The sequence below is a fragment of the Pontibacter chitinilyticus genome (assembly GCF_039748935.1).
GTDB lineage: Bacteria > Bacteroidota > Bacteroidia > Cytophagales > Hymenobacteraceae > Pontibacter > Pontibacter chitinilyticus.
In genome coordinates this window covers 150,842-163,335 of sequence record NZ_JBDIZJ010000003.1, presented here as the reverse complement: position 1 = coordinate 163,335, position 12,494 = coordinate 150,842, and the positions used below count along the sequence as shown (strand labels likewise).

Genomic DNA, 12,494 nt, shown 5'->3' with positions numbered 1-12,494 from the left:
GCCCGATGCGGCACTTAAGGTTTAGAGATTGAGCAGCAAGGTGCTTATCTTCGCTGCATGATACTGATCGACAAACTGGCCTGGATCGAGCTACAGGACGGCAAATTGCTAAGTACGCGCAGCCGTGGCAAGGATACTTTTTACATACCCGGTGGCAAGCGCGAAGCCGATGAATCAGATGAGGCGGCACTGCTGCGGGAGATACACGAAGAACTAACCGTACACCTGCTGCCGGCCACGCTCCGCCTGTATGGCATCTTCCAGGCGCAGGCGCATGGGCATGCTGCCGGCATCGACGTTAAAATGCAGTGCTACACCGGCCGGTATACAGGCACCATCACCGCCAGTGCAGAAATAGCAGAAGTAGTATGGCTGACGTACCAGGACCGCCCACGCGTATCGCCTGTCGATCAGCTTATCTTCGACCAGCTAAAGCGCGAAGGACTTTTGAAGTAAAGCCAACATTTCTGCTTCCTGGCTGACTAGTACCAAGCTTTATAGTTGTTCTGCATACAACCGTTATCACCGGAACGGATTCGGGTCTTCGGCCTACGCATCCCTCCTGCCGGTATTTCTGATTGGCCTTTCAAGTATGGCTATACTTATGCTGCAGTAACAGACAACTGTGCTGCCTTGGCCCCGGCAGCAAGTATAACGCGCACCAAGCGTAGACTTGCTGCTGCAAATCATGCCTCTTCTCTATACTTCGTGGAAAGCACAAGTTGCGGTAAATGCGGCGGAAAGGCGGGGGGAAAAAACTAAAAATAAATTATTCAGAATATATGTTTATGGAAATATTATTGCAGTAGATCCGTTCAGAATAGAAGGCAACAATAGCGCTATATAGCATCTTTTATCTATATTTATGGCGCGGACTGCAATCCTTGCCAAGTTTATACTTTACATTAACCAGTTCTATACTCAAACAACAATTAATCAACACCCATGAAATTCAATTTCTTCAAAGCCTCCCTTTCCCTGTTCCTGTGCGCTACCCTGATGGCGTCATGCGTGTCTTCTAAGAAGTATGAGGACCTAAAAGCCAGCAAAGAAGCGATGGAGCGGGAGCAGGCCGCCTCGCAGCAGAAAGTAAATGATTTGAGCACTAGCCTGAAAGACCGGGAGCAGCGCCTGGCCGAAATGGAGCGCGCCATGAACGAGCAGCAGAAGATCCTGGACGACCTTCGTGCAGAGGTAAACACGGCGCTGCAGGGCTTTAACGAAGGCGACCTGAGTGTAAACATCCGCGACGGCAAAGTATATGTGTCAATGTCGGATAAATTGTTGTTTGCAACAGGCAGCACCAAAGTGAACGACAGCGGCAAAAAAGCCCTGAACCAGTTGGTGAATGTGCTGAAGAAGAACCAGCAGGTAGGCGTAATGGTAGAAGGCCACACCGACGATGTGAGCGTAGCCAACGGCATGAAATACCTGACTGACAACTGGGACCTGAGTGTACTGCGTGCCACTGAGATCACACGTTTGATGGTTGACAAAGGATTGTCGCCGGACAGAATTACGCCAGCAGGCCACTCTTACTACATGCCTGTAGATACGGGCCGTTCAGCGGAAGCAAAAGCTAAAAACCGCCGCACCGAGATCGTCCTGACGCCGGACTTTACGGAGCTTTACAAGATCCTGGGCATCAAAGCCTAAGTATAAAACCGCTTAATTAAAAGCAAAGCGCTGCCAGCCGTAGGGTTGGCAGCGCTTTTTTGTTTACCTGCAGTTCACAGCAATAAGACTGCTTTCATCTTTTCTCCCGCGCCTGCCGGATAGCCTCGTATAATGCCTCCGGCTGCTGCGAGCCTATCAACAGCGGCTTTCGGTTGTAGAAGTATAACTTCACCCCTTCGTTGCCCGACATGTTGTAGGCTTTGCCATAAAAGGTCCAGCGGATGCCCCAGCCGCCATAGTCCAGGATAGGATTGTAAGTAACGCGCTCGAAGTCGCGCACCAGGTGCAGCGGAATGCTCACCGGGCGCAGGTGAAAGGGGTAAAACCGTACCCGCAGTTCGCCCGGTACAACCTCCGTCTGCAGCCGCATGGTGTAAAAGAAACACGGCAGCCCTACTCCCAACAGCACTGCCAATACTGCCAGTTGCACATCCGACGCAGGCCTGTTGCCAAAGGTGCCACCGAGCAGCACCTGGTATACAAAACCAGCCCACAACAAACCGGCCACCCCGAGCACCACCACCCACAGCCATACTTGCCGGAACCGCTGCCGCTCTTTAAAAAGTATCTTATCCTGCTCCATGAAGTAAAGCTTTAGGTATGCTACGAAAAAAGCCGCTCCCTGTAGCAGAGAACGGCTTTTAAAGTATGGCAACCGGCTTGCCTAGCCTAAGGCTTGCGCCAGGTCAGCCAGCAGGTCTTCGGCATCCTCTACCCCTACGCTCAGGCGAATCAGGGAATCGCTCAGGCCGGCTTTTAAACGCTCGGCAGGTGGTATGCTGGCGTGCGTCATCGTGGCCGGGTGTCCGCACAACGATTCTACACCTCCCAGCGATTCGGCCAGTGCAAATAAGGTGAAGTTCTCCAGCACCCGCGTTACATCCTCTGCCTTGTCGCTCTTCAACTCAAACGACACCATGCCGCCGAAATCGCGCATCTGCTCCCGGGCTACCTGGTGGTTGTTGTGCTCGGCAAAACCCGGCCAGTATACTTTCGCTACTTTCGGGTGGTTCTTCAGGAATTCTGCTACCTGACGGCCGTTCTGGCAATGGCGTTCCATGCGCAGGTGCAGCGTTTTCAGGCCACGCAGCACCAGGAAGCAGTCCTGTGGCCCGGGCGTGCCGCCGCAGGAATTCTGGATAAAGGCCAACTGCTGCGCCAGGTCATCGTCTTTCACCACCAAAGCGCCCATCACCACATCCGAGTGGCCGCCCATGTACTTGGTCAGCGAGTGCATTACAATGTCGGCACCCAAATCAAGCGGCGTTTGCAGGTAAGGTGTGGCAAAAGTATTGTCGGCTACCAGCAGCAGGTTGTGGCGCTTCGTTATCTCAGCACAGCCTTTTATATCGATGATGTTGAGCAGCGGGTTAGTCGGTGTTTCTACCCAGATCATCTTTGTGTTTTCGTTCACCAACGCCTCTACCTGGCGCAGGTCGCCCATGTTGGTAAAGTGAAATTTGATGCCATAGTTGGCAAATATCTTGGTAAAGATGCGGTAGCTGCCGCCGTACAGGTCGTTGGTAGAGATCACCTCATCGCCAGGCTTCAGCATTTTAATGATAGCATCTACCGCGGCCATTCCCGAGGCAAAGCACAGGCCGTGCTCGCCATTCTCCAGCGCCGCCAGTGCATTCTGCAACTGCGTACGGGTAGGGTTGTGCGTGCGCGAGTATTCGTAACCCTTGTTGTCGCCGGGCGAGCGCTGCACGTAAGTAGATGTCTGGTAAATGGGCGTCATGATGGCGCCGGTACTTGGGTCTGGCTCCACGCCAGCGTGTATGGCTTTTGTTCCGAACTTCATAGGTAAGTATGAATTTATAGTAAGTGATGCGATATAATTTAAAAGCTGCCCTTCAAGCAAAATAACAAACAGGATCAGGCTTGCAAGTATAAGTTCAGCAACTACGCCGCCGGAATAAACAGTGCCTGCCGACGCTTCGCTGCTGATAAACCTGCACAACAGCAGACGGTAACTTTCTGCTATTTTCCGCAACACGTATGCTGTCGCGCAAGCCCTGTTCTGCCGTCCATTTTACTGCGTTGATTCCTTTTATGCTTAAGGGCAACGCTGCAAGTTACTAATTTTAACGGGCAACTCCTGACGCGTCCTGCTTACAGGCCAACAGTAAAAAGAGTTAACTGTTTTAAAGCCTCCGGTATCTTTCGTCCTTTGTATCTCGTCTATTAAGTTATACTTAGACTATACATGAAGCGACTTACCCTGCTACAGAACCTCATCCGCCAGAATGCCTCCACGTTTATTTCCATGTTTTTGCTGGTAGCGGTGCCTGTGGTTGTGAGTTCTACGCTGGCGTATGTTTTATACGAGCACCAGGGCTTGCTGCAGGGGCTGAACTGGTGGCAACTGCTGTTATACTTTGCCGTAGTGTCTCTTACCATGGCGGTGGCCCTGACGCCGACTACCTTTGTGGCACTGGTAAGCGGCTTTTACCTGGGCTGGGCGGCCTTTCCGGGAGTGGTGCTCTCGTATGGTGTAGCTGCCCTGGTGGGCTATAACCTGGCGCAACTGGTAGACCACGGCAAGATGATGAGTTTCCTGAACCGCTTTGAGAATGCCCGCAACCTGATGCAGGAACTGCGCGCCGAAAGCTGGAGCCTTATTTTCCTGACCCGTATTTCGCCGGTGCTGCCTTTTGCGCTGATGAACTTTGTGCTCTCGCTGCTACAGGTAGATAAGAAGAAGTTCTTCCTGGCAAGTATTGTGGGCATGCTCCCACGCACACTTTTCTTTTACTGGATAGGCGAGCAGGCCAGCGACATCCTTAAATTGCTTCAAAGCCCCGAGACAGGCGGCTCCGGCAAACTGCTCATGATCCTGCTGATAATCATCTCGATAGGCGGTTTATACTTCGTTTTTGACCGTGCCCTAAAGAAGGCCTTGCGGAAAGCCACCGTAAAAAATGAAGCAAATTTTTAGTTTGGTCTTGCGTATAACGAAAAAACACCTTTACTTTGCATCACCATAACGGAATGGTCACGTAGCTCAACTGGATAGAGCATCTGACTACGAATCAGAAGGTTAGGGGTTCGACTCCCTTCGCGACCACTTAATAATCAGCCACTTACAGGTAAAACTGCTAAGTGGCTTTTTTGTTTGCATACATTTTTCATACATATAGTTTCTAACTTCCTGTCCTGCGCCCTTCCGCACATATTGTCCTTAGTATTTTATTAAAATAATATTTATAATTATCTATAAATTTATTGCTATACTGTCAGTATCAATTAGTCTTGTCAAAGTAATAATTTCCACACTTGTTACCGAAACATCACTCCTTATGATAATCAAGAGATTAAAAGCAAAGAATTATAGAAGCCTTGAAGATATAGATATAGAATTTAATCCATATTACAATGCTATTTCAGGCAAAAACAACTCTGGTAAGTCAAACTTAATTAAAGCGATACTAACTTCCTTACCTACGAGCATAAGATTTACTCAAATCATATTTCTGATTTAGATTATGATAATGACTTTACTCATTGGAAGAAAAAGAACAAGGACAAAGAGGAGATCTTTGTCCTTTTAGAAGTGGAGCTAAATAAAGATACTGATACAGGAAATTTCAAATTCTTAAAAGAACTCATTTTCAAAAATGAAGAGGAATTTAACCGCTCTGATGAAACTCTTAGGATAGAGGCCACGCATTCGCACCAACACAAGAAGACCAACATTAATGTATACTTCGGAAATCATCTTATTGAAGATGAATACAAAAGAGATGAACTGCTAAGAAGGCTACGTGGATCGAAAAGTGTGTTATTCCATAACTCTACAGAAAATCACCCATTCTTTTTTACGAGGGGTTTTAGCAAAGAAACTTTATCATCATACTTAAGCCATGATGATGCAGATAGTATTTCTAAAAAGAAGTTGTCTTTAGAAAATGCTGTTACTAAGTCTTTGAAGAAGCATCAAACCGATTTGAGCGGTTTGTTAGGTAGACTACAGGAAAAATATGATGTGTCACTAGAGATTAACAGTTTCAAGTTTGAGCGAGAAAACATTGTCATTTCACTAAAGGAAAAGGATATAGAAGTGCCTCTTGAAGAATGGGGTAGTGGAACAAGAAATAGAACTCTTATTCTCATGAACTTGATGAATGCCAAGAGAATGCAGAATTCAGGAGACTTAACTGACAGAATCACACCTGTAGTCATAATAGAGGAACCAGAAAGTTTTCTACATCCTTCTGCTCAAGCTGAGTTTGGTAGAATTCTTCAGGATATAGCTATTGAATTTAAAATTCAAATTATTGTAGCAACTCATAGCCCTTACCTTTTAAGCCATAAGTCTCCTAAAGCTAATATCCTTTTAGAGAGAAACTTTAGCCTTCCAAATAAAGGATCAGAGGTTATAGATACTGCACAAGAAAAATGGTATGAGCCTTTTGCCCTTTCTTTAGGCATCAATGGCGATGATTTAGGCCCTTTAAAATCAACCATATTTAGTAATTCGAACGACATTATTTTAGTTGAAGGCGATACAGACAAGGAGTACTTCGAATTACTCAAAGATTCGAGACATGGAGCAAACAGACTAAAGTTTGAAGGCGACATATTTGCTTATGGCGGAGCAGGTAATCTTAAAAATAATATTCTTGTAAGATTTATAAAGGACAGGTTTAAGCGCTTTGTCGTTACTGTTGATTTAGACAAATACAGTGAAGTGAAAAAAACGTTAGAAACCTTAGACCTAAAAGAAAATCAAGAATTCATAATTATTGGCAAGAACGAAACGGGAAAGAAATGCATAGAAGGTCTTGTGCCTGCTAACATTTGTAAACTGGCTTATGCTGAGAATGCTGATTTGGTGCAGAAGGCAATGGAAAATTCTGATAACGGCAAGAGTGCAAGGAATGAGTTGAAGAGCAAAGTATTAGACGCATTCAAGAAAGAAGCATTTGGCAATCTTAATAACTTCTCTGACTTTTACAAAGTGGTAAAAACTTTGAATAAAGCTTTCAAAGGCTAATAGTTAAAAGGACTGTGTTACTCTATACAAAAACTTCTACACAGCTAACTTCGATCAGGTGTTCACCTGATCGAAGTTAGCCACTTAGGCAGCAGACTCTAAGAAAGGCTTGATCTGGGAGGTATCGACCTTCTGTTTAGCCTGCCACAGATCGTAGTTCTTCTGAAAGTTCAGCCAAAACTCCGGTGAGGTACCAAAAGCCACCGATAATTTCCAGGCCATTTCTGCACTGACACCAGCATGTCCATTCTGGATCAGGGACAGGTTTTTACGACTGATCATCAGCCCTTGTGCTATCTCCGTGATTGTTTTTCCTGTCCCGCTGATATACTCCCGCAGTATCTCGCCTGGGTGCAAAGGATTGTGCATGATCATAATTGGAATTCTTTAAGTAATACTATTTACTATTTTTAAGCAGCCTAGTAGTAATCTTGGTAATTTACATCCAGTACTTCTATCTTATCCCCTATAAACCGGAAGGTTATGCGCCAGTTGCCATTCACCTTCACAGACCAATGCTCTTTTAAATTGCCCTTCAGGGGATGCAGGTCCCAACCGGGCACATTGATATCCTGAACTGTTACGGCAGCATGCAGCGTAGACAGGATTAGCCTGATCTTGTTTAAGTGTGCCGCTGGCAGCTTTGACGAGTCTCCTTTCAGAAAGAACTTCTCCAGGCCCTTGTGCCACACCACCTTTTCTTTTCTACTTACGATTTATGTCCTGTGCTGCTCTCCAAAAACTAAAATGAGCAACTATATGAGGTATAGGCAAGTATGAGGAGCTAAGGAATAGTCCATTAACGGGCAACATTCAATGCCAATTAGCAACTTTTAGCGCTTATTCCACTTTACTACAGTTATACTTCCTCAGCCTATGAAACTCCTCTTCACCTGCCTCATTTGTAGTTTGTTCTTCAGCCAGGCCTTTGCCCAGGCGCCGGTACGCATTGCTTTAGCGGGTTTGAGCCACGGGCATGTGGACTGGTTTTTCAACAGGGACGGGAAAAAGGACGTGGTGTTGGTCGGCATTTATGAGCCCAACAAGGAGCTGGCTGCTAAGTATGCGAAGCGCTATAACCTGGACCAGAAGCTGTTTTACGATGACCTCGGCAACATGCTTGACCAGGTGAAGCCCGAAGCTGTCTCTGCCTTCGGGGCCATCAGCGACCATGTAACTATTGTGCGGGCCTGTGCGCCGCGCAAGATCCATGTGATGGTGGAAAAACCGCTGGCCACCACCTTTGCCGATGCTAAAGAGATTCAATCGCTTGCGCAGCAAAACAACATTCATGTGCTCACCAACTTCGAGACGTCGTGGTATGCCAGCAACCAGTATGTGGATAGCCTGGTGGTTGCCGGAAAATTAGGAGACATCCGGAAGGTGATGGTGAACGACGGGCACCAGGGGCCGCAGGAGATCGGCGTCAGCAAGGAGTTCCTGGAGATCCTGACCGACCCGGCAAAGAACGGCGCCGGCGCTTTGATGGATTTCGGATGTTATGGAGCCAACCTGATGACCTGGCTGATGAAAGGCGAAAAACCAATTTCTGTGACAGCGGTAGCTCACCAGAACAAGCCTGCGATCTATAAGCAGGTAGACGACGAAGCCACGATCATTCTGCAGTACCCCAAAGCGCAGTGCATCATTCAGGCCTCGTGGAACTGGACCTTCTCGCGAAAGGACATGGAAGTGTATGGCACGAAAGGCTATGCCATTGCCGTGGATGCCACTACCGTTCGACAGCGCCTGCAGGAGAAGTCACCTGAACAGGCGCTGCAGCTGGCTCCTCGCCCTGCCCCCTATACCGATCCTTTCTCTTTGCTGGCGGCGGTCGTAAGCGGCAAACTGAAACTGGAGAAGTACGACCTGTATGAACTACCCATCAATGTAACGACAGTTGAGATCCTGGAAGCAGCCAAGGCATCTGCCAAGTCAAATAAGACGGTTTTCTTAAGCAAATCTTAGCAAAGGCTTCCCTTCTAGCTTTGCTTTCCTCTTATGCGCCCTTCAACAGCCATTCAATCGCTTCTGCCCTGCTGGTAAACGCCTGAATCTGGAAGGGGGGTACTTGTGTTTTCTCTATGTGCTTCACGTTGTCCTGCGCCCTTTGCTCCACATTATCAGCAACAGACTGCATACGGGCTAGCTTCTGTAGGCGCGTTTTCATTAGTCCCGCTGCCAGGTAGATGGCGATTTCCCTACCCTGCTCCACCTCAACCGTAGATACTGTTCGGGTGCCGTCCAGTATAAGCAGCTTCACGTCGTAGCTCCTGAGGGTATCCACCATCAGATCAATGCTGTGCTTTATTTCAGGAAGCAAGTAGTTGTGCAGGTCAGGATACTCCGCCACGGCAATGTCGGTAGCGGGGTTATAGTCTAATTTAATCAGGCTGTTCTGAAACAAGAGCATATACAAAGTGCGAAATTCCAGTGAAGATACTAAAACTGAAGCTTGCCCGCCAGTAAATATTCAACAATAGGCATGTTGGAATAAAGCAAACTCAGCACTTCTGCCATCTTGCTTCATGGGATGTTAACAAGCGGAGTACCTATCCGTGTTTCAATGATCAGAAACAGGCAAGCGTCCGTAGCACGTTGATCGCTTCACATTAACACACCTGAAGTATAAACTTAAAGGCTTAACCGCAGGCAGCCCTGCTCTGTGGAATAGCTTATACTGCCATCGGGGAAAGCAGGTGCATCTTCTGGTAAATTTTTCAATTCAAAAGGCCACATCCATACTTTACCTCCTCCGTAGAAAGCGATATGAAAAACCTTAATGTTGCCGTTGCGCAGTTTGAGCCCAAAGATGGGGATAAAGCCTACAACCTTTCTGTGATCGAAGAACTAACTGCCAAAGCAAAGGCGCGTGGTGCTGACGTGATCAGCTTCCACGAAATGTCTGTGACGGCCTATACTTTCCTGAAAGACCTGACGCGCGAGGAGGTGGTGGCACTGGCTGAGCAGGTACCCCACGGCGATAGCACGCAGCAACTGATCCGGTTGGCCAAGCAGTACGACATCGTCATTTTAGCCGGCCTCGTGGAGATAGAAGATGACAAACTGTATAACACCTATGTCTGCGTGGACCAGGATGGTTTTGTGGCGAAGCACCGTAAGATTCACCCGTTCATCAGCCAGTACCTGGCAGCAGGTGCAGCCTATACCGTTTTTGACCTGAAAGGCTGGACGTGCGGCATTCTCATCTGCTACGATAACAACGTGGTAGAGAACGTGCGCGCCACGGCGCTGCTGGGAGCAGAGCTCATTTTTGCGCCACATGTAACCATGTGCACACCCTCTGCAATGCCGGGCCGCGGGTATGTGGAAGATAAACTATGGCAGGCCAGGCATACCGATCCTGTTCCGCTGCGGCTGGAGTTCGACGGACCGAAAGGCCGCAGGTGGCTGATGCGCTGGCTCCCCGCCCGCGCCTACGACAACGGCGTATACTATGCCTTCTCCAACCCCATCGGGTACGATGGCCAGCACCTTAAGAACGGCAACGCGATGATCCTGGACCCTTATGGCGAAGTGCTGGCAGAGGTGAAGAGCTTTGAAAACGAAATAACCATGGCCACTATTACCAAAGAGAAGCTAACACTTGCCGGCGGGTACCGTTACCGGAATGCACGAAAGCCGGAGCTCTACAAAGACATACTAGGGGCTGACCATACTTCGGAAACAAAACCGGTTTGGCTTAATGGCGATGCTGCTTCGGCCAGCAAAGCAGAAGACGTTTGAAACTTATATTTTAGCTACACTGGTATCCCCGCACACCCTACTACATGAGCTTATCCATAGACGATTACATTACCGGCTTCTCTGCCACCTTCCCTACTCCGCAGAACAGCCCACCGTGGCTCCTGACACAGCAGCTTACTAATCTATTGCAGGAGATGATGCGCCACCTGGATGCCGCCTATCTTGTTCAAGAAGGCATTGCTATACATAAAACGGCTACTATAGAGCAAGGTGTGGTGTTGAAAGCGCCTGTGATCATTGGGGAAAACTGCTTTATAGGTGCCAATGCCTATCTAAGGGGCGGCGTATATCTGGGCAAAGGCACCACCATTGGCACCGGCTGCGAAGTAAAGACAAGCATCGTGCTGCAGGAAAGTGCCATCGCGCATTTCAACTATATTGGCGACAGCATTATTGGCCGGAAGGTGAATTTTGAAGCGGGCTCCATTATCGCTAACCACTACAACGAACGGGAAGACAAGCAGATCCGGGTACTAGCTGGCGAAGAAATCATTCCTACAAACGTGGAAAAGTTTGGAGCGCTGGTGGGAGACAACTGCAGGATCGGGGCGAATGCAGTGCTGTCGCCGGGCACAATTTTAACGAAAGGCACGATTGTAAAACGCCTGGAACTTGTTGCGCAACTTTCGGAAGCTTAAACCTGAACGGAAGTATAAAAAGCAGCAGGCCGGCTAAAAAGGAGATAGCCGACCTGCTGCTTTCAGTTGAAGTGAGTTGCTAAAGTAAGTATAAGTATTTAAGGAAGTTGTCATCCTGAAAGGATCTTGTGGGCTCATAGCGAATGCTTAACCTCCCTTCTACCAAGATTCTTACAGAATGACAGTACTTTTTATACTCTGATCTAATTGCTACCTCTATACTTAGCTGCTTATACTTTGATATAGATCCTCTTTTTGTCCATCCAGTAGCCGATGCACCACAGCAGCAGCATGTAGCAGATGGCAAACAACAGCGACGCGTTTTTAGGCGCCAGCCAGGTAGCGAAGGCATTTTCATACAACCAGCCACTTAGCCCCATTCCGTTTACCCGTATCATGCTCATCAGCTCGATCACAATGCCAGACATGGCATAAATGAACAGCGGGTTGCGACCAAACACTTCAAAAAAGTAGGTCCAGCCTTTAGAGCCAGCCACTTCGATCACCAATATCAGCACGGCTAATATTACCAGGTCAATACCGATGGTGTAGAGCACGTAGGAGCTCGTCCAGATAGGTTTGTTGATGGGAAAGTATATATCCCATACCAGTGCAATGATTCCGAGTATTACTCCCGCCAGCGCCAGCCGTGTTACGGTGTTGCTGTTGTTGCCGCGCTGCTGCAAGTATAAACCTGCCAGGTAGCCCCCAACCACGTTCACGATGGCCGGCAACGTGCTCAGCAGCCCTTCCGGATCGAAAGGAATGCCATAGCCGTGGTACATGTTTTTCGGGGCGATAAACAAGCTGTCGAACTTGAGTGAGGCATTGTGCTCCAGGCTGTACGGGTCAGGATGGGTGCCGAAGAAGTACATAATTGCCCAGTACGCCAGCAAAGCTATCACGCTAAAGATGATGGCTCCGTTCTTATTAAAATAATGCACCACCAGCGATCCGATGCCATAGCACAATGCAATACGCTGCAGCACGCCCATAATCCGCACATCAGCAAAATTGATCAGTTGCAGCTCTCCGGAGTCGGTGTGGGTAACGAAAGGAAAGGCATTCAAGAACAACCCGACTAAAAAGATGAGAGCCGTGCGGGTAAATACTTTCCGGAGGAAGGCGCTTTCCTTGTTTTCGAACTTACGCATACTGAAGCTCATGGCGTTGCCCACCACAAACAGGAACGTCGGGAAAACAAGGTCAGTGGGCGTGAAGCCGCTCCAGGGCGAGTGCTCAAAAGGCGCATAAATGTGCTGCCAGCTGCCAGGCGTATTTACCACAATCATCAAAGCGATCGTCATGCCGCGCAGCACGTCCAGCGACAGGTAACGCTGCCGGGTAGGTTCCCGGAGCAGCCCCTGGTCAGTTACCGGGGCAGTAGTTGCTGTAAAAAGCTTATTCATATA

Annotated in this window: 14 protein-coding genes and 1 tRNA gene; 9 read left to right on the top strand and 6 right to left on the bottom strand. The window is 48.3% G+C overall.

Translation table 11 applies throughout. The features are described 5' to 3' along the window. Positions 1–57 precede the first annotated feature (57 nt). Both ABDW72_RS07070 and ABDW72_RS07065 read left to right on the top strand, forming a co-directional pair. A complete protein-coding gene (locus ABDW72_RS07070) occupies positions 58–456 on the top strand; it encodes an NUDIX hydrolase (RefSeq protein ID WP_347157803.1) in 399 nt (132 codons plus the stop codon). 489 nt (positions 457–945) lie between these two features. Then, positions 946–1,656, top strand: a complete 711-nt coding sequence (locus ABDW72_RS07065; protein ID WP_347157802.1) for an OmpA family protein — start codon at positions 946–948, stop codon at positions 1,654–1,656. Between the two features lie 94 nt (positions 1,657–1,750). On the opposite strand, the gene ABDW72_RS07060 is transcribed toward ABDW72_RS07065, so the two are convergent. Together ABDW72_RS07060 and ABDW72_RS07055 are read right to left on the bottom strand one after the other, a co-directional pair. Continuing rightward, positions 1,751–2,260 (bottom strand): DUF6141 family protein, encoded by a 510-nt coding sequence (locus tag ABDW72_RS07060; RefSeq protein ID WP_347157801.1) that lies wholly within the window; start codon positions 2,258–2,260, stop codon positions 1,751–1,753. Positions 2,261–2,341: 81 nt separating this feature from the next. Next, positions 2,342–3,481 (bottom strand): cystathionine gamma-synthase, encoded by a 1,140-nt coding sequence (locus ABDW72_RS07055; protein ID WP_347157800.1) that lies wholly within the window; start codon positions 3,479–3,481, stop codon positions 2,342–2,344. 405 nt (positions 3,482–3,886) lie between these two features. On the opposite strand from ABDW72_RS07055, the gene ABDW72_RS07050 reads away from it, so the two are divergent. From ABDW72_RS07050 to ABDW72_RS07040, 4 genes are all read left to right on the top strand, one after another. Continuing rightward, positions 3,887–4,618, top strand: a complete 732-nt coding sequence (locus ABDW72_RS07050; RefSeq protein ID WP_347157798.1) for a TVP38/TMEM64 family protein — start codon at positions 3,887–3,889, stop codon at positions 4,616–4,618. Positions 4,619–4,673: 55 nt separating this feature from the next. After that, positions 4,674–4,747: transfer RNA gene (locus tag ABDW72_RS07045), tRNA-Arg, on the top strand. 232 nt (positions 4,748–4,979) lie between these two features. Continuing rightward, positions 4,980–5,162, top strand: a complete 183-nt coding sequence (locus ABDW72_RS20350; RefSeq protein ID WP_430438147.1) for an AAA family ATPase — start codon at positions 4,980–4,982, stop codon at positions 5,160–5,162. After that, entirely contained in the window at positions 5,135–6,676 is a 1,542-nt protein-coding gene (locus ABDW72_RS07040) for an ATP-dependent nuclease (protein ID WP_347158056.1), read from the top strand. Before ABDW72_RS20350 ends, ABDW72_RS07040 begins: the two co-directional genes overlap by 28 nt. Positions 6,677–6,760: 84 nt before the next feature. Here the strand turns inward: ABDW72_RS07040 and ABDW72_RS07035 are convergent, their stop codons facing one another. After that, positions 6,761–7,045 carry a HigA family addiction module antitoxin gene (locus ABDW72_RS07035; protein WP_430438146.1) on the bottom strand — a complete coding sequence of 95 codons (285 nt, stop codon included), beginning with the start codon at positions 7,043–7,045 and terminating at the stop codon, positions 6,761–6,763. 50 nt (positions 7,046–7,095) lie between these two features. After that, positions 7,096–7,371, bottom strand: coding sequence for a type II toxin-antitoxin system RelE/ParE family toxin (locus ABDW72_RS07030; protein WP_347157795.1), 276 nt, complete (start codon positions 7,369–7,371; stop codon positions 7,096–7,098). A gap of 181 nt (positions 7,372–7,552) precedes the next feature. On the opposite strand from ABDW72_RS07030, the gene ABDW72_RS07025 reads away from it, so the two are divergent. Next, positions 7,553–8,644: a Gfo/Idh/MocA family protein gene (locus ABDW72_RS07025; protein WP_347157793.1), complete on the top strand. Its 1,092-nt coding sequence runs from the start codon at positions 7,553–7,555 to the stop codon at positions 8,642–8,644. Positions 8,645–8,675: 31 nt separating this feature from the next. Here ABDW72_RS07025 and ABDW72_RS07020 read toward each other — a convergent pair whose 3' ends face one another. Continuing rightward, positions 8,676–9,089: a hypothetical protein gene (locus ABDW72_RS07020; RefSeq protein ID WP_347157792.1), complete on the bottom strand. Its 414-nt coding sequence runs from the start codon at positions 9,087–9,089 to the stop codon at positions 8,676–8,678. Between the two features lie 356 nt (positions 9,090–9,445). Between ABDW72_RS07020 and ABDW72_RS07015 the strand changes: the two genes are divergently transcribed. Then, positions 9,446–10,423: a nitrilase family protein gene (locus ABDW72_RS07015; protein WP_347157791.1), complete on the top strand. Its 978-nt coding sequence runs from the start codon at positions 9,446–9,448 to the stop codon at positions 10,421–10,423. A 44-nt stretch (positions 10,424–10,467) separates the two neighbouring features. Next, positions 10,468–11,082, top strand: a complete 615-nt coding sequence (locus ABDW72_RS07010) for a DapH/DapD/GlmU-related protein (protein WP_347157789.1) — start codon at positions 10,468–10,470, stop codon at positions 11,080–11,082. Between the two features lie 230 nt (positions 11,083–11,312). Here the strand turns inward: ABDW72_RS07010 and ABDW72_RS07005 are convergent, their stop codons facing one another. Beyond that, positions 11,313–12,491: an acyltransferase family protein gene (locus ABDW72_RS07005; protein WP_347157788.1), complete on the bottom strand. Its 1,179-nt coding sequence runs from the start codon at positions 12,489–12,491 to the stop codon at positions 11,313–11,315. Positions 12,492–12,494: the final 3 nt, after the last annotated feature.